Source organism: Bacillus sp. cl96, from assembly GCF_900100505.1.
Classification (GTDB): Bacteria; Bacillota; Bacilli; order Bacillales; family Bacillaceae_G; genus Bacillus_A; species Bacillus_A cereus.
The window spans coordinates 71,215-88,492 of the sequence record NZ_FNDM01000016.1; the positions used below are offsets into that span (position 1 = coordinate 71,215).

Consider the following 17,278-nt stretch of genomic DNA (forward strand, 5'->3'; position numbering starts at 1 on the left):
TAATGATTGAATTAAAAAATGTATCCAAAGTATTTACAACAAAAAAGGGGAATGTGGAAGCTCTTAAGTCCACTTCCCTCCAAGTAAAAAAGGGCGAAGTATTTGGAATCATCGGATATAGCGGTGCTGGTAAAAGTACATTAATCCGCTGTGTAAATTTATTAGAAAAACCAACGACAGGAAATATCATTGTAAACAATCAAGACTTAACAACTTTATCGGCAAAAGAACTAGCAAAAGCGAGACAAAAAATCGGAATGATCTTTCAAGGATTCAATTTACTTAAAACTGTTACCGTTTATGAAAATATCGCATTACCGTTACGGCTTGCTGGCATTCCAAAAGCAGAAATTGAAAAAAGGGTAGAAAAGTATTTACGTATTGTCGATCTTTTTAATCGAAAAGATGCCTATCCGAGTGAACTTTCTGGTGGCCAGAAACAACGTGTTGCCATTGCACGTGCACTATCACATGAACCGGAAGTGTTATTAAGCGACGAAGCAACGAGTGCTTTAGATCCAGAAACAACTGATTCTATTCTTGACCTATTATTAAAGATTAATGAGGAAATCGGGATTACAATTTTATTAATTACACATGAAATGAATGTCATCCAACGTATATGCGACCGAGTTGCTGTTATGGAACATGGAGCAGTAATTGAAAGCGGGACTGTGAAGGAGATCTTCACAAACCCACAACATGTAACAACGAAGAAATTTGTAAATAGTGCATTTGCAGCAAAAATCCCAGCTGAAGTACAAAAAGAACTACAAAGAACCGGAGAAATCGTAACACTTTCATTTATAGGAAATTCTTCTGGTGAACCAGCGTTAGCTATCGCTACAAAACGTTTCCAAGTGTATCCAAATATTTTATCCGGTAATATTACACAGTTAAAACATGAGGCATACGGGAAACTTGTCATTCATATGCAAGGGGAACAAAATGAAATCAACCACGCTTTATCATTTTTACAAGAGCAAGGAATCATCGTAGAAGGGGGTAGAACAGATTATGGGAAACAAGTCCTTTTTGGATGAATGGGGTAAAGTCATATGGGAAGCAACCATTCAAACATTTCAAATGACATCTATTTCACTATTCATCTCTATCCTTATTGCACTACCACTTGGTGTCACACTTGTTTTAACAAGACCTGGTGGGCAGCACGAAAATAAAATCATTTACCCAATTCTTAATACAATTATTAATATTATTCGCTCTCTTCCATTTATCATTCTATTATTCTTTATTTTGCCTTTTACAAAGTTTCTAATGGGAACATCCATTGGCGTACAAGGTGTTATCGTACCGCTTGTCGTCTTCACAGCCCCTTATATCGCACGTTTAATGGAGACAGCTTTACTAGAAGTCGATCGCGGTGTCATTGAAGCCTACCAAGCGATGGGAGTCTCTACTATAAAAATCATTTGGCACGTCCTGGTTAAAGAAGCTCGTCCCTCCCTTGTACTTGGATTAACAATCGCAACGATTGGCTTAATCGGCGCAACAGCAATGGCTGGTCTTGTAGGCGCTGGTGGGCTAGGGGACTTAGCATATCGCTTCGGACATTTACGCTATGAACCTGAAGTAATGTATGCAACTGTCTTTATTTTAATTATCCTCGTTCAAGGATTACAGTCTTTAGGGAATGGTATTGCACGAAGGTTGAAGAAAGATTAAAAAAAGAAGGTATCTCACCAAGGTGAGATACCTTCTTTTTTATCTTTTAAATCCACCTTCTGAATGAATAACTTGCCCAGTAATCCACTCAGCTTCTTCACTTACTAGAAATTTAATGAGTCTAGCTGCATCCTTTGGCTCACCAATTCTGCCAAAAGGAAACATCGGCTTTAACCCTTGTTTTATCTCTTCAGTCATCCATCCTGTATCAGTTGGTCCTGGATTAATTGCATTCACTGTTATTCCTAAATGAGCTACCTCTGCTGACAACGTACTAGTAAGAGCATCAATAGCTCCCTTCGTTGTTGCATACGCTAGTTCTCCTACCATAGGACCTTGAAATTGCCCCGAAGTCATATTCACAATTCTACCACCAGATTTTTTATCAAATCCTCGGGCAAATTGACTACTGAGCAATGTAGTCGCACGAATATTCACCATATAATGCTTATCTAATTCTTCAGCAGTCAACGTAGAGAAATCATTATTCGTAGAATATGCTGCATTATTAATTAATATATGAGGGTACCCTAATTGTTCAGTAACTTTATTTATAAGCTCTTTCGGTGCATCATTCTGAGTTAAATCTAACTCCATGCTTGATACTCTAACACCGTTTTGTAATAGCTCTTCTTCTAATTGTATTTGTTCATTTTTCTCAACGCCCCATGGCATCTCTTTATCATAATCCGTCCAATACGTAAAAAATATATCGTATCCTGATTCAGCCAATTCTTTGCAAATTGCTGCGCCTATACCGTCTAGACGACTTACCCCTGTAATAACTGCTACTTTATTTTTTAATTGGTTCATCATATACTCCTCCAAGTTTAAAGGACGCATATTTTATATAAGAGATATAAACTTTCCCAAAAAAAAGACAGATACATAAAATAGGCACCTATCCTTATAAAAGGGATGTACAAGCCAAATATGCATTCCTTGAATGATTTACAGATAACTAAATAAACCCTCGCTTATGAGAGAAAAATTCATCTATCTAGTTTCTAATCATTACAAGTTCATCCACATATTGAGTCTTTGCCTCCTTTTGATATATCTCTATTATTAGTCTATCAAAAAAGATGAAATGTTACAAAAAATAAAACAATTACTCAAAACATATATTCGTTCACATTTCCTCTATTGTGAATTTATTCACAATATATATATAATAAACATGTAAATACAATATTGGAGGGATTTCAATGGTTATCAATTTTTTAAGAACTGATAAACGTGCTACTTTCATATTATTACTTTTACGGCTTTACATAGGGTATACATGGCTCGCTGCTGGGATAGGCAAAGTCTTCGGACAATCTTTTGACGCAAGTGGCTTTCTAAAGGGTGCTATTGCTCAAGCATCAGGTGACCACCCTGCAGTACAAAGTTGGTGGGCAGATTTTCTTCAACATTTTGTCCTTCCAAACGCAGACCTATTTAGCTTTTTAGTTCAATGGGGAGAAATTTTAGTAGGTCTAGGTTTAATTTTAGGCGGATTAACAAAAACAGCTGCATTTTTCGGAATCATAATGAATCTTTCATTTTTATTAAGTGGAACCGTTAGTGTAAACCCAAACCTGCTTATTTTGACTATGTTCATTTTAGTTGCAGGGCAGAACGCTGGACGTATTGGATTAGATGGCTATGTTTTCCCTAAACTTTTCCGTAAAAACAACCACGGAACATATAAATTAAGTAAAACTGCATAGTAACAGTTTACTTTTAAAATATAAATAAGAAAAAGAGCCTGAATATAGGCTCTTTTTCTTATTTCTCCTAATTTAAACTTTTAACGAGCCACGAAAACCTCTGGCAGCATAGTAAGAGTCTGCTCCATTATGGTACACGAAAACATGTCCAAAGCGATAATCGCAAAATAAAGCACCACCGAGTTCTCGAATATCTGAAGGTGTTTGTACCCAACTTGATGATTTCATGTCAAAATCGCCAAGTTGTTGCAATTCCCGATACTGTTCTTCCGTTAATAATTCAATGCCCATAGCATTGGCAACATCAATAACGTTATTTTCTGGTTTATGTTTTTTTCTTGATTCTAACGCTTCAAGATCATAACAAAGACTTCTGCGGCCTTTAGGACTCTCCTTTGAACAATCATAGAAAGTATATTCGTCCTTTTCTTCATCATAACCAACAACATCCGGTTCACCACCAGTTACTTCCATTTCGTTAAGTGACCACATTTTTTCATTATTAGTAGTCAGCTTCGCTTCAACTTTAGCCCATTCAAGACCTTCATGGCGGTTCATGTTTTTCTCAAAACGAGCTTGCAATACTTTCAATAACTCTTCACGTTTTTCTACTAGTAAGTCATTTTTATTTCCTGTCATATTAGTCCTCCCTAATTTATGTACTGATAGTAGTTTAAGTATATATTTTATAATAAATCATCTCAATATGAAGACCGTTTCAACCTTATGTCTTGTACAAACATCCCTTACAAAGTCTTAAAACCCCCCATACTCTCTCCAAGAATATAGTGTGAAAACCACATCAAGTTCTGCTTCATAATAGCCACATGAACTCCTGGTTGGTCAGAACTATATGCCATTCCTTTAAATATAATTAATTCTGTATCAACTTCCATATCCATTAATCCTTGATATAGATCATATGCATTTGTAATTGGAATTCTTGCATCCTTTTCCCCATGTTGAATTAAGGTAGGCGTACAAGCTGATTTAATATACGTCATAGGTGATGTCTTCGTATATATCTCTGGATCATTCCATGGAGTATTTCCTAAATACATTCTAATAAAGTAAGGTATATCTGTATTTACATAATGGGTACTCCAGTTAGTTATTCCACCGCCAACTGAAATAGCTTTAAACCGATTACTAAACGTAGAACAGAAAGCTGATACATATCCACCGTTGCTCCATCCCATAACTCCTACTCTATCCTTGTCTACCATCCCTTTTTCTACTAGTTCATCCACTCCAGATATAACATCATCGTAGTCAGCAATCCCCTGTTTTCTATAGTTAGCTTTTAAAAATTCATTACCATAACCTGAACTTCCTCTGTAATTTGGTTCTAAAACGATAAAGCCCTTTTCAACAAACTGTTCAATCGGATATTTCTCATTGAAGCAGTCTGAAAATATCGGAAAAGATGCCCAAGCCGGACCGCCGTGAATTACTACTAATAAAGGATATTTTTTATTATTGTCCAACTCTACTGGCGTTGATAAAACACCTTCTACTTCAAGACCATCGCTACTTTTCCATGAGATGATTTCCCTGTTACTTCTAAGTTTCCCTTTGAAAAAGCTATTTTCATCCGTTATTTTTTTATCGTCTAAATAGATTTCAAAGGTTTCATTTGTTATAGCCTTATTGTAGGATATATGTTTGCCATCCTTTGTTATAGAAGCATCCATTATAAAGCCATCTACTTTTTCGCTTAATATTTCCACAGTGCCATCTTCGGCTAGCAATCCAATAAGATAATTCGTTTTATTCTGCCACCTAATTAAAACCCCTTTAGCTGTCCACTGTAATGGCATAACCGTACTATCAAAATCTGTTAAAGGTTGAATTAGCTCTCCGGTATTTATATCATATATCTCTAACGTACTATCTTGTATATGGTTTCTATAGTAACCCTTCTCTCTTATGCTTGCTGTGTAACATATTTCACTGCCGTCAGGAGAAAAGCAAACACTCCCTCCCAACAACTTATCCACATTCAGCTTTTGTAGCTCTCCAGCTTTAATATGGAGTATGTATAGATCTCCATTTATATAATCTGCCATATTTGAGCTTGGTGTCGCCATAAATACAACCTTTTTACCATCATTTGAAATATCAAATTCATGGATATGAAAATCCTTACCATCCGTTAATTGATAAACAACTCTGTTCTTGTGTTCATCTGTATCACTTTGTATCACCTTCTCTATTTCAATGTAATATAAACAATTATTCTGGTGTTCCTTACCTATATGTTGAAAATCTCCATATAGATCCTTACGTTTCTTTATCTCCTCACATTCTTTTGACTGCGTAACATAATAAAGACCCTTGCCAGTAGGACCCCATTTGAATGTACTGACTCCTTCTTTCTCATCGGTAATTTGAACCTCTCTATAACCATCTAGTGACTTAACAAATATCTGATTTTTCCCATCACCAACTGGACTAAGATATGCGATACACCTAGCATCTGGAGACCATAATGGGTGTGTACTATCTATATCACCATTTGATAATGGGTAACTCTGCTTCTTATCTTTTTCATATATCCATACATGATTCCTATATGTATTGTCTTTCCAATCAGCCGTCTTCTTAACAAATGCTACGTTTTTACCATCATCACTTATGTTTGTACTTGATACGGTTGGTAATGAAATAATCTCTTCTATACTTAAATATGTTTTTTCATTCACTTTCATCAATATACCCCCTTGAAATGTCCATAAATCTCTCGTCTCTTTTTGCCGTAATAAATGAAATTGTTCACGAATACTTAAAATAATAACGGAAAATTCAGACAAACAAAAGTGAAGTCGATAAAGTAAAACTTTAATTTATGGAGTTCTATCCACTTACCAATTCTAGATGTTCTTTTTCGACACAAAAACACCCCTTTAGATAAAATATCTAAAGGGGTGCAAATTTGTAAATTTATTTTAAAGCTATAACTATATATTGGTTTGGAATAAAATTTGATAGCAATGAAGTCAAAAATCTTTATTTAACAACAAAAAAATTCATTTTGAAAAAACGTTTGATCAAAATAGAATTACTCTTTTTAACTAAGTATGAGATTTTTATAAAAAAATTTTAATCAAAACTCACTTACAATCTTTACTTGAAGGAATAGAGCTTCGCATCTTTTTTGTGAACATCGTTAAACTAAGATAAACTTTGACCGTACCTGTAATTAATTGTAAAATATTATACATAGAAAGGTATTATAAAATAAATATAGAAGGGGTATGTTTTTTTGTTTTAAAGGGGCTAAAACACATCTATTTTATGTTTTGAAAGGGAGAATTGAAAAATCATATGAAGAATTTCAAAAAGAGTACCGGTAAAATTTTACTAGCATCTGGATTAGTAGTTTCTATGTCAGCTTGTAGTGTAACAAATTTATTTGGAGAAAAAGAAAAAACAAATGCTGAATCTGGTAAACAAGAAAGTAAAGAAACTAAGACAGAAGGTAAATCATCTGAAACAAAGGAAAAATCAACTAACTCAAAAGAAGAAAGTAAAGATGTTAAGATGATTATGGTTTTGCCTGAGGATTACCCACAACTTATGGTAGACATTGAAGAAGACTTATTAAGACGTCTAGATTACTATGATGCTTCTGTGAGGGATAATAAAAAGGGAAGTAAGTCAAATGAAGAGGTACGAGATAGTATTAAAGACTTAGATAAAGTATTTAATAAAATAGAGCGTATAGATGCACCAGGAAAATACAAGGAAGATCATAAGGAAATTGTAAAAGCTGTTCAAAAGTTAAAAGAATCTTTCAAAGAAGTATCGAAGTTATTTGATTACTCTAAAACACTTAAAGATACGGATGATGCAATCATAGATAAAGCAAACAATAAATTAGATGAAGCAAAACGCATTTGGAAACCTGTATTTAATAAGTTAAAAGCGGAAGCTAATGGTGGTTCAACAACTACTTCTACAACAAGTGGTACTAGTTCTTCTAACTCACCGAGTTTATCTAGTGGTAATAAAGTTAAAACATACAGTACCCAAGATAAAACTGGTATATTCAAAGGAAAAATTGATACACCAGACGAGGATTCCGCTAAGTTTAAGAATGTACAGAACAACTATAAAGACGGTACAGAGCTTGTAGGTAATTGGGGTATTGATTACGGAGACGGAGTCAAAACTACGTTAGTCCTAAAAGCAGATAAGACATTTGAAACATATGCAAATGGTTCTTATCCAAATAAAGATAATTACTTAACAGGAACATACCAAGCAGACGTTTCTTCCCATCAGTTAACGCTAATGGTGGAAAAAGGAACTCAAAATGGACAAGAAGTGAAATTGGAAAGACCTATTTATTCATCATATGAGGTTAAAAATTTAGATGGTAAAGCGTTACAAATTTTCCACATAGACGAACAAGTAACAATTTGTTATGTAAAACAATAACTAACTAAAAAAACTCTGTAAAATGATTTTTACAGAGTTTTTTCTTAGTTTTAATTTATTTCAAACGTATAACTATACTTATTAACCTACCAATCTCCTACTCAACAGTAACAGACTTAGCTAAGTTACGTGGCTTATCAACGTCACACTCGCGGTGAAGTGCTGCGTAGTATGAGATAAGTTGTAATGGAATAACTGCTACTAGCGGTGCTAGCGCTTCGTGTACAGTTGGTAATACGAAGCTGTCACCTTCCATTTCTAAGCCTTTCATTGAGATGATACATGGGTTAGCTCCGCGTGCTACTACTTCTTTAACGTTACCACGAATTCCAAGGTTTACGTGCTCTTGTGTAGCAAGTGCGATAACTGGTGTACCATTTTCAATTAAAGCGATTGTACCGTGTTTTAACTCTCCTCCAGCGAATCCTTCTGCTTGGATGTAAGAGATTTCTTTTAGTTTTAACGCACCTTCTAATCCTACGTAGAAGTCTACGCTACGTCCGATGAAGAAACAGTTACGCGTTGTCGCTAAAAATTGTTTTGCTAATGCGTCCATTTCTTCTTTTTGATCACAAAGTTCTATCATTGCATTTGCTACAAGTCCTAGTTCGTGTGTTAAATCGAAATCAAGAACTTCACCTTTTGCTTTAGCAATATCAGCCGCTAAAATTGAAAGTACTGCAAGCTGTGCTGTGTAGGCTTTCGTTGATGCAACTGCAATTTCTGGTCCAGCGTATAACGGAAGTGTATAATCAGCTTCACGAGAAAGCGTAGAACCAGGCACGTTTGTAATTGTTAATGCTTTATGGCCCATTTCATTTGTTTGCACAAGTACTGCACGGCTATCAGCTGTTTCACCACTTTGTGAAATGTAAATGAAGAATGGTCTTTCTGTTAATAATGGCATGTTGTAAGAGAATTCACTTGCCACGTGTACTTCAACTGGCATTTTTGCAAACTTCTCGATAAATTGTTTTCCAACAAGACCTGCATGATAACTCGTTCCACATGCAATGATGTAAATACGATCGCTATCTAAGATCGCATTGCGAATGTCTTGATTTAATTCAATTTCGCCATTTTCATCTTGATACTTTTGAATTATATTACGGATTACAAGTGGTTGCTCATCGATTTCTTTAAGCATGAAATGAGGATATGTTCCCTTTTCAATATCACTTGCGTCTAATTCCGCTGTAAACGGTGCACGTTCAATCGTTTCACCTTGTAAGTTTTTAATTGTAATACTTTCTTTCGTTACGATTACGATTTCTTTATCCATTAACTCAATAAATTGATCTGTAACTTGTAACATCGCCATAGCGTCGCTTGCCACAACATTAAAGTTGTCACCAACACCTACTAATAGCGGGCTTTTGTTTTTAGCAACATAAATCATGTTTGGATTTTCAGCATCAAGTAATCCGATTGCATAAGAGCCATGTAAAAGAGATAGCGTATTACGGAACGCTTCTTCTACACTTAATCCTGTGCTCACTTGTTGTTCCATAAGCTGTACGATAACCTCTGTATCTGTTTCACTTACGAACGTTACATCTTGTAAATATTCCTTTTTCACTAATTCATAGTTTTCAATTACACCGTTATGAACTAATGTAAAGCGTTTTGATGTACTTTGATGCGGATGCGCGTTTACTTTACTTGGAACACCGTGTGTAGCCCAGCGTGTGTGTCCGATACCCACGCTTGCTGCTACGTTCTCATCTACGATTTCACGAAGTTTTGCGATACGGCCTTTTTCTTTGTATACAACAACACCGTTCTCTGCTTGTACTGCAATACCTGCTGAATCATATCCACGATATTCTAGCTTTTCTAAACCTTTTAATAAAATTTCCTTTGCATCTTGCTCTCCAATAAATCCTACGATTCCACACATGTTTAGTCGCCGTTACAAATGCTTACACTGCTCTGCGAACATGTAACGACATAGTCCGATACCATTTTTATTTATACTAAAAAACGGATTACATATTGCTAGCCCTGTAAGCTTGTAACGGCTTTCACCTTCCTCTCGATTGGGTTTAAGTCCGTATATACTTATACAGCTAGTTTTCATCCGTTCCTCTTCTCTCATCACACTTTCACCTTTGTCCACTAAGTCACCTTAATGATTTAAGTAAAAGCTTGCGGTTGTGATGAACAACCGGGAGTCATCCGCCGAAATCTCGATAAACCCCACCTCGTCAACTACACTATTTGTAGTTCTGGCGCTTTTATAATTTACAATATTTCCTTTGAGAAAAAGAACAAGACTATCTTATAACAAACATGGATAAACCGTCAATGAAATTTTTTTCATCGTCTATAAAACATATGAAAAAGGAGCACTTTTTGTGCTCCTTTTTCATATAAATTCAGCTAATTATTCAGCGCCAACTTCAGCTTTCACAACTTCTACAATGCGATGTACATATGCATCACAAACTTCTTGTGTTGGTGCTTCTGCCATTACACGAATAAGTGGCTCTGTTCCAGATGGACGAACAAGAATACGGCCATCACCGTTCATTTCTTCCTCTACAACACGAATAATTTCTTTAATTTTTTCATTTTCTAATGCTAATTTTTTATCTGTTACACGAACGTTTACTAACAATTGTGGGAATTTCGTCATTTCTCCTGCAAGCTCAGATAATGGCTTTTTCGTCATTTTCATGATGTTTACAAGTTGAAGTGCACTTAACATTCCATCACCAGTTGTAATGTAATCAAGTAAGATAATATGGCCTGATTGTTCTCCACCTAGGTTGTAACCTCCACGCTTCATTTCTTCCATTACGTAGCGGTCACCAACTGCTGTTTTATCACTTGTAATATTATTTGCTTCAAGTGCCTTGTAGAAACCTAAGTTACTCATAACAGTTGAAACAACTGTATTATGTTTTAATTGACCAGTTTCTTTCATATATTTCGCACAAATGAACATAATTTGATCACCGTCAACGATGTTTCCTTTTTCGTCTACAGCAATTAAACGGTCGCCATCGCCATCAAAAGCAAGTCCGATATCCGCACCTTTTTCTTTTACCAATTCAGCTAAGCCTTCTGGATGTGTAGATCCTACACCCTCATTAATATTCATACCGTTTGGAGAAGTTCCCATTGTTGAAATATCAGCTTCTAGGTCTGCAAATAAGTATGGAGCTAGAGAAGAAGTTGCACCATGTGCACAATCTAAAGCGATATGTAGGCCAGAGAAATCTTCTTCAACAGTTTGTTTAATGTACTGTAAATATTTTTGTCCACCTTCAAAGTAATCGCTCACTTGTCCAAGATTAGTACCTGTCGGACGTGGTAGTTCATCAACTTCTTTGTCTAATAAAGCTTCAATCTCAGCTTCTTGCTCATCTGTTAATTTAAAGCCGTCTGAACCAAAGAATTTAATACCGTTATCTTGTACTGGATTATGAGATGCAGAAATCATAACACCCGCTTGTGCATCTAGTGCTTTTGTTAAATAAGCAACGCCCGGTGTAGAAATAACGCCAAGGCGCATTACTTCTGCTCCAGTTGATAATAGACCTGCTACTAAAGCTCCTTCTAACATATGACCAGATACACGTGTATCACGACCGATAATTACTTTTGGACGATCTGTATCTTTTGTTAATACATAACCACCAAAACGTCCAATTTTGAAAGCTAATTCAGGTGTTAACTCCTTATTTGCAACTCCGCGTACTCCATCTGTACCAAAATATTTACCCATTATGATTCGCTCCTTTTTCTTGCTCTTTTTGATTATCTACTGTTGGTTCTTGACTCGTTTCTTTATCTTTATCTTGATTTTGATTTTGGTTTTGATTCTTTTCCTGTTCTTTTTCTGAATCAGGTTCAGGATTTTTTGGTTTCTCATTTTGATTTTCTTGATCCGTATTTGAATCCGGTTGTTGACCGTTACCCTGTACTTCTTTATCTGGTTTTTCTTTCTTCACAATAGTAACTTTAGCACTTTTTTGTTTTGGCTCTATTGAAATATTACCAGGACCGCTCACTTGAATGGAAATATCTTTCGTCCCTGAGGATACATTTTGCAGATTAATTACCGCTGTTATTTGAGCAGCTGTTATTTTATCTACTATACTTGCTTCTCCTGAAATATCAACACTTATCTTTCCATCTTGCGGCGAAAGTAGCTGAGCAGTAACATCTTTAGACAGTCCATTTTTCTGGATTGGGATACCATCAATCGTTTTTGTTTTCGTTTGTTTTGTTTTTTGCACTCCCACCGAAACCTTCACTTGATTCGGTTTTGCACTTGTTACACCCTTGGGTAATAAAACAGAGGCATCGAATGTTGTAGACTCTGTCAATTGACTAAGATCTACTTCGACCCCCTCTAGCGATTGTATATTATCCAAAATATCTTTTGGACCAGCTATCGTTACTTCTCTCGGTTCAACACTGATATTTGTAACCGCCAATCCTTCTGCTAAACTCCCCTTCTTCGTATACGTTACAGGAACAGTTTTTTCAGTATTATTGGCTGTAGTTTGCGTTGCCACATTCAACGTTACACTAATCTTAGATGGACTTGTTCTTACATTTAAACGTTTTCCTTCTTTATTGTATAATGTAACTTCGGGCGTTTTTGTAACAGTTTTATTAACACCTTTTAAATCAACATACGCTTTGGCAGAGGAAATGCTTTCAATTTCTTCTTTCGTCCCAACTACCTCAACAGTATCCGGTTTAAGGCTTGATTTTTCTAGAGTAGCCCCCGCTGGCATCTGATCCTCATTTGATAATTTCAGATCTACATGAACATATTTTCTCGCCTTTTCATGAAGAGTAACTTTAATTGTTGATGGCTGAACTGTTCCTTTCACATCATCTGGAAGCCCGTTCGTTTTTAAAGAAATCTCATAAGTTCCTTTTGGACTATCTCGCAAATCAACCGGTATGTCAAATTGTTTTTTTGCTTTTGCTGTAGCAACTGATGCTTTTGGGCCTTCTAATTTTACTTTAACGCCCTCTGCCGGAATACCACTTACAATATATTTCTCCTCATCATACTTAAGATTAATAGCATAATTAGTTAATGTTTCTTTCGTATCATTTGCAAAAGGTAATATACCTGATGTCGTATTTTTTTCAGTTAACGTCGCTGACATAAAAAGCATACACGCCAATAGTAATGAGATCCCTTTTAAAAACCAATGATTCTCCATTAACTTATCCATGACGCTTTCTCCTCCAATTCCATAAAGACGAAGAAGTCGTTTTTTCGTTTCCACTAAATTCAGCTAATAACATATCTTTCAGCTGTTCTGTCTTCAAATCACGATGCAACTTACCATTTTTCGTTAAAGAAATTTGACCAGTTTCTTCAGACACAACTACTGTAATACTATCAGTAACTTCACTAACTCCCATTGCAGCACGATGTCTAGTTCCTAATTCTTTAGAAATAAACGGACTTTCTGATAATGGAAGATAGCATGCTGCTGCTTTAATTGTACTTCCTTGCATAATTACCGCTCCGTCATGAAGAGGTGTATTTGGAATAAAAATATTAATAAGTAATTCCGATGATACGTTTGCATTAAGCGGAATACCCGTTTCCACATAATCACCCATACCGGTCTCTTTTGACAAAGTAATTAATGCACCAATTCTACGTTTCCCCATATATTCGGTTGCTTTTGCTATCGCTGTTGCAACCATTTCAGGTTCATCATCCTCATGCGTTCCAACACGCGAAAATAAACTCCCGCGCCCTAGCTGCTCAAGTGCTCTTCGCAATTCTGGCTGAAAGATAATAATAACGGCTAAAAATCCCCACGTTAATACTTGTTCAGTTAGCCAAGATAGCGTACGCAATTCAAGGAAAATACTGATCATCTTAACGACGATAATAACTGTAATCCCTTTTAAAAGTTGAACAGCTTTCGTCCCTCGGATTATAAGAATTAGCTTATATATAATAAACCATACAATGGCAATATCTAATGCCGTACTAAGATATTTCAAAATGGTCGTATCTTCAAAAGGCATGCTATCCCTTCCTCCTACTTACGAGCAATTCTATCCATATATTGAAATATTGTTTTATGCTCTATCTGTATGTATTTCCAACAACTAGTTAATTATACCATACATGAAACAAACGACAATTACAAACAACCCCCTTTAGCTCAAATTGGTAAGATGTCAAACATTTTTATTGTACAGTATAATATAAATCATTATTATACGCTTATTTTCAAATAAAAAAAGCAACTTCTCAGTTGCTTTTCTTACATTTATTTTAGTTTTTCACCGAATAAAGAACCCATTAAAGCAACTGCTGTTGTTGCCGTTCTATTTCTCTCATCTAAAATCGTATTTACCTCAACAAATTCAGCAGATGTGATAATATCAGCTTCTGCTAACATTTCCATCGCCAAATGACTTTCACGATAAGATAGACCGCCAATTACAGGCGTTCCAACACCTGGTGCATCATGAGGATCAAGACCATCTAAATCTAATGATAAGTGTACACCATCGGTATGAGATAAATATGCGATTGTTTCTTCCATCACAGCCGTCATCCCCATACGATCAATTTCATGCATTGAGAACACTTTAATACCTTCATTGCGAATGAAATCTTTTTCTCCTTCATCCAATGCACGCGCACCGATAATTACGACATTCTCTTTTTTCACCTTTGGATATGCTCCGTATAAATCTACAAGTGAAGAATGTCCATAACCTAAACTTGCTGCAAGTGACATACCATGAATATTTCCAGATGGTGAAGTTTCCTCTGTATTTAAATCACCGTGTGCATCATACCAAATAACGCCTAAGTTTTTATAATGTTTTGCTACACCAGCTAATGTACCGATAGCAATACTATGGTCACCACCTAATACAAGTGGAAAACGACCTTCTTCTATAATATGATCCACCTTACTTGCTAATTCATTACATACAGTTGCAACTTGTGTAAGGTTTCTTAATTTTGTATTTTCATCTATCTCTTTTTCTCTCTCTATACATATATCTCCCATATCTTTAACGTCATATCCAATTTCTTCAATTCTTTCAATTACCCCTGCATAACGGATCGCGCTCGGTCCCATATCAACTCCACGACGCATCTGTCCTAAATCCATTGGAACTCCAATAACTGAGATTTCTTTTTTCATAGATAGTATCCCCCTTTTATGCCTTCACTAAATATTTTAAATCTTTTATATAGTCTGACTCAACTCGACATTTTTCTGTATGGATATACAATTTATTCACTTATATTCACGTTGAAAACCAAATTTTAAGACTATTCTATGTATAAAGTTAACTTAATGAAACAATCGCAATCACTATTATTAAATAATAATAATAGAACACTCCTATATTTAGAAGTGTTTTTCTGATGCTATTTTCCATACTGTTGCAATATTCTTCGTTGTCATTTCAATATTTTCTTCTGCTACTTTATATGCTTCTTCTAGTGTCATCGGTCTCGTTGTAATACTAAATACCGCATCTATTCCTTTCTCGTACACAGCTGAATAATCAGATGATACAGACCCTCCAATAGCAATTACAGGCACAGAAAAACGTTTTGCACGCCCCGCAACACCCACAGGAGCCTTTCCATATGCAGTTTGTTTATCTATTCTACCTTCACCAGTTATAATAAGATGTGCATCTTCTATATGTTTATCGAAATTTGTATAATCTAATACAATTTCAATGCCCCTACGCAAGTCTCCCTTTAACACTGAAATAACAGCCGCTCCCATTCCTCCCGCTGCCCCTGCACCAGGTATTTCAGATACATCAAAAGATACATATCGTTTAAGCATATTCGCATAATGTTGTAAATTCTCATCTAGCTCTTTCATCATCTCGATATTTGCACCCTTTTGTCTCCCAAATACGAAAGATGCTCCCTGCATTCCGACTAATGGATTATCCACATCACATGCCGCTTCTATCTTTACCCCCTTTAAGCGTGGGTCCATTCGTGAAAAATCAATAGTAACAATCGAGTGTAATGTGCCTCCAGATGGATCTATTACTTCACCCTTACCATTTATAAACCTTACTCCTAAAGCCACTAACATACCTGCCCCGCCATCATTTGTAGCACTTCCTCCAAGTCCTAAAATTATGTACTCCACTCCTTGATCTAGCGCATGTAATATAAGTTCTCCTGTTCCTTTTGTCGTTGTAATAAGTGGGTTGCGCTTTTCAACTGGAACGTGCTGTAATCCTGATGCTGCTGCCATTTCAATAAACGCTGTCTTTTTATCTTTAGAAATGCCATAAAAAGCTTGTATACCTTCTCTAAGCGGTCCTGTCACACTAATTGATATAATTCTCCCCCCTGTAGCATCAACAAGTGATTCAACCGTCCCTTCTCCTCCATCTCCAATTGGTATTTTCACATACTCTGCATTAGGAAAAATTGCTCTAAAACCTCTTTCAATAGCTCCACATACTTCTATAGCTTTTAGGCTTTCTTTATATGAATCAGATGCAATAACAACTTTCACAATTATCTCCCCATCCCTTATTTTTACGTTTTCTTCATTTTAAACGACAAGTATAAAAGTTGTCTTTTTAAACACAAAAAAAGCTTACATCGTATGATGTAAGCTTTTTTATTTAGATGGAGCCTAGCGGGATCGAACCGCTGACCTCCTGCGTGCAAGGCAGGCGCTCTCCCAGCTGAGCTAAGGCCCCTTATTAATTAAGCGGAAGACGGGATTCGAACCCGCGACCCCAACCTTGGCAAGGTTGTATTCTACCACTGAACTACTTCCGCAAAAATGATGAGCCATGAAGGACTCGAACCTTCGACCCTCTGATTAAAAGTCAGATGCTCTACCAACTGAGCTAATGGCTCGTAAATGGCTGGGCTAGCTGGATTCGAACCAGCGCATGACGGAGTCAAAGTCCGTTGCCTTACCGCTTGGCTATAGCCCATTAATATTTACTAGTATGGTTATCTTTTCAAAAAAATAAACCCTCTCAGGTTATTTTAAAGAAAATGGTGGAGGGGGGCAGATTCGAACTGCCGAACCCGAAGGAGCGGATTTACAGTCCGCCGCGTTTAGCCACTTCGCTACCCCTCCGACATTTTAAATATATATGGTGGAGGATGACGGGATCGAACCGCCGACCCCCTGCTTGTAAGGCAGGTGCTCTCCCAGCTGAGCTAATCCTCCAAAAGTGGTGACCCGTACGGGATTCGAACCCGTGTTACCGCCGTGAAAGGGCGGTGTCTTAACCACTTGACCAACGGGCCAAAAAAGTTTTAAACCTATTCCCAAGCTTCCAACCGGGCTTGAACCGGTGACCTCTTCCTTACCATGGAAGTGCTCTACCAGCTGAGCTATGGAAGCATAATGGCTCCGCAGGTAGGACTCGAACCTACGACCGATCGGTTAACAGCCGATAGCTCTACC

14 protein-coding genes and 8 tRNA genes are annotated in these 17,278 nt (G+C 36.5%); 4 read left to right on the forward strand and 18 right to left on the reverse strand.

The annotated features are described in order from the left end of the window. The first annotated feature begins 2 nt into the window (after window positions 1-2). Together BLT20_RS25865 and BLT20_RS25870 are read left to right on the forward strand one after the other, a co-directional pair. Entirely contained in the window at window positions 3-1,043 is a 1,041-nt protein-coding gene (locus BLT20_RS25865; protein WP_000571363.1) for a methionine ABC transporter ATP-binding protein, read from the forward strand. Beyond that, entirely contained in the window at window positions 1,018-1,686 is a 669-nt protein-coding gene (locus tag BLT20_RS25870) for a methionine ABC transporter permease (protein WP_000527135.1), read from the forward strand. Before BLT20_RS25865 ends, BLT20_RS25870 begins: the two co-directional genes overlap by 26 nt. 39 nt (window positions 1,687-1,725) lie before the next feature. On the opposite strand, the gene BLT20_RS25875 is transcribed toward BLT20_RS25870, so the two are convergent. Further along, window positions 1,726-2,502 (reverse strand): SDR family oxidoreductase, encoded by a 777-nt coding sequence (locus BLT20_RS25875; protein WP_033684235.1) that lies wholly within the window; start codon window positions 2,500-2,502, stop codon window positions 1,726-1,728. 392 nt (window positions 2,503-2,894) lie between these two features. On the opposite strand from BLT20_RS25875, the gene BLT20_RS25880 reads away from it, so the two are divergent. Next, window positions 2,895-3,401, forward strand: a complete 507-nt coding sequence (locus BLT20_RS25880) for a DoxX family membrane protein (RefSeq protein WP_000236367.1) — start codon at window positions 2,895-2,897, stop codon at window positions 3,399-3,401. Between the two features lie 72 nt (window positions 3,402-3,473). Here BLT20_RS25880 and BLT20_RS25885 read toward each other — a convergent pair whose 3' ends face one another. After that, window positions 3,474-4,040 carry a DUF4256 domain-containing protein gene (locus BLT20_RS25885; RefSeq protein WP_000147394.1) on the reverse strand — a complete coding sequence of 189 codons (567 nt, stop codon included), beginning with the start codon at window positions 4,038-4,040 and terminating at the stop codon, window positions 3,474-3,476. A gap of 107 nt (window positions 4,041-4,147) precedes the next feature. Next, on the reverse strand, window positions 4,148-6,112 hold the full coding sequence (locus BLT20_RS25890) for a S9 family peptidase (protein ID WP_000867230.1): 1,965 nt from the start codon (window positions 6,110-6,112) through the stop codon (window positions 4,148-4,150). 616 nt (window positions 6,113-6,728) lie between these two features. Here BLT20_RS25890 and BLT20_RS25895 point away from each other — a divergent pair. Continuing rightward, complete coding sequence (locus tag BLT20_RS25895) at window positions 6,729-7,844, forward strand: DUF3994 domain-containing protein (RefSeq protein WP_000787709.1); 1,116 nt, start codon at window positions 6,729-6,731, stop codon at window positions 7,842-7,844. 97 nt (window positions 7,845-7,941) lie between these two features. Here BLT20_RS25895 and glmS read toward each other — a convergent pair whose 3' ends face one another. From glmS to BLT20_RS25970, 15 genes are all read right to left on the reverse strand, one after another. Beyond that, window positions 7,942-9,744, reverse strand: coding sequence for a glutamine--fructose-6-phosphate transaminase (isomerizing) (gene glmS / locus BLT20_RS25900; protein WP_000334164.1), 1,803 nt, complete (start codon window positions 9,742-9,744; stop codon window positions 7,942-7,944). 12 nt (window positions 9,745-9,756) lie between these two features. Further along, window positions 9,757-9,942, reverse strand: coding sequence for a hypothetical protein (locus BLT20_RS25905; protein WP_001206405.1), 186 nt, complete (start codon window positions 9,940-9,942; stop codon window positions 9,757-9,759). Window positions 9,943-10,230: 288 nt separating this feature from the next. Continuing rightward, entirely contained in the window at window positions 10,231-11,577 is a 1,347-nt protein-coding gene (gene glmM / locus BLT20_RS25910) for a phosphoglucosamine mutase (protein ID WP_000521476.1), read from the reverse strand. After that, window positions 11,570-13,051 carry a CdaR family protein gene (locus BLT20_RS25915; RefSeq protein ID WP_000359601.1) on the reverse strand — a complete coding sequence of 494 codons (1,482 nt, stop codon included), beginning with the start codon at window positions 13,049-13,051 and terminating at the stop codon, window positions 11,570-11,572. Before BLT20_RS25915 ends, glmM begins: the two co-directional genes overlap by 8 nt. Next, on the reverse strand, window positions 13,044-13,865 hold the full coding sequence (cdaA, locus tag BLT20_RS25920; protein ID WP_001115697.1) for a diadenylate cyclase CdaA: 822 nt from the start codon (window positions 13,863-13,865) through the stop codon (window positions 13,044-13,046). The genes BLT20_RS25915 and cdaA overlap by 8 nt, the downstream gene beginning before the upstream one ends. Before the next feature lie 248 nt (window positions 13,866-14,113). Next, window positions 14,114-15,007, reverse strand: coding sequence for an arginase (gene rocF / locus BLT20_RS25925; RefSeq protein ID WP_000711563.1), 894 nt, complete (start codon window positions 15,005-15,007; stop codon window positions 14,114-14,116). 210 nt (window positions 15,008-15,217) lie between these two features. Then, on the reverse strand, window positions 15,218-16,363 hold the full coding sequence (locus tag BLT20_RS25930) for a glycerate kinase (RefSeq protein WP_000869590.1): 1,146 nt from the start codon (window positions 16,361-16,363) through the stop codon (window positions 15,218-15,220). A 117-nt stretch (window positions 16,364-16,480) separates the two neighbouring features. Continuing rightward, a tRNA-Ala gene (locus tag BLT20_RS25935) sits at window positions 16,481-16,553 on the reverse strand. A gap of 10 nt (window positions 16,554-16,563) precedes the next feature. Continuing rightward, window positions 16,564-16,635, reverse strand: a tRNA-Gly gene (locus BLT20_RS25940). A gap of 8 nt (window positions 16,636-16,643) precedes the next feature. Then, window positions 16,644-16,716 (reverse strand) — tRNA-Lys (locus tag BLT20_RS25945). Window positions 16,717-16,721: 5 nt separating this feature from the next. After that, window positions 16,722-16,796 (reverse strand) — tRNA-Gln (locus BLT20_RS25950). Between the two features lie 65 nt (window positions 16,797-16,861). Beyond that, a tRNA-Tyr gene (locus tag BLT20_RS25955) sits at window positions 16,862-16,945 on the reverse strand. A 17-nt stretch (window positions 16,946-16,962) separates the two neighbouring features. Further along, window positions 16,963-17,038 (reverse strand) — tRNA-Val (locus tag BLT20_RS25960). Window positions 17,039-17,043: 5 nt separating this feature from the next. Further along, window positions 17,044-17,118: transfer RNA gene (locus BLT20_RS25965), tRNA-Glu, on the reverse strand. Between the two features lie 24 nt (window positions 17,119-17,142). Next, window positions 17,143-17,215 (reverse strand) — tRNA-Thr (locus BLT20_RS25970). Window positions 17,216-17,278 lie beyond the last annotated feature (63 nt).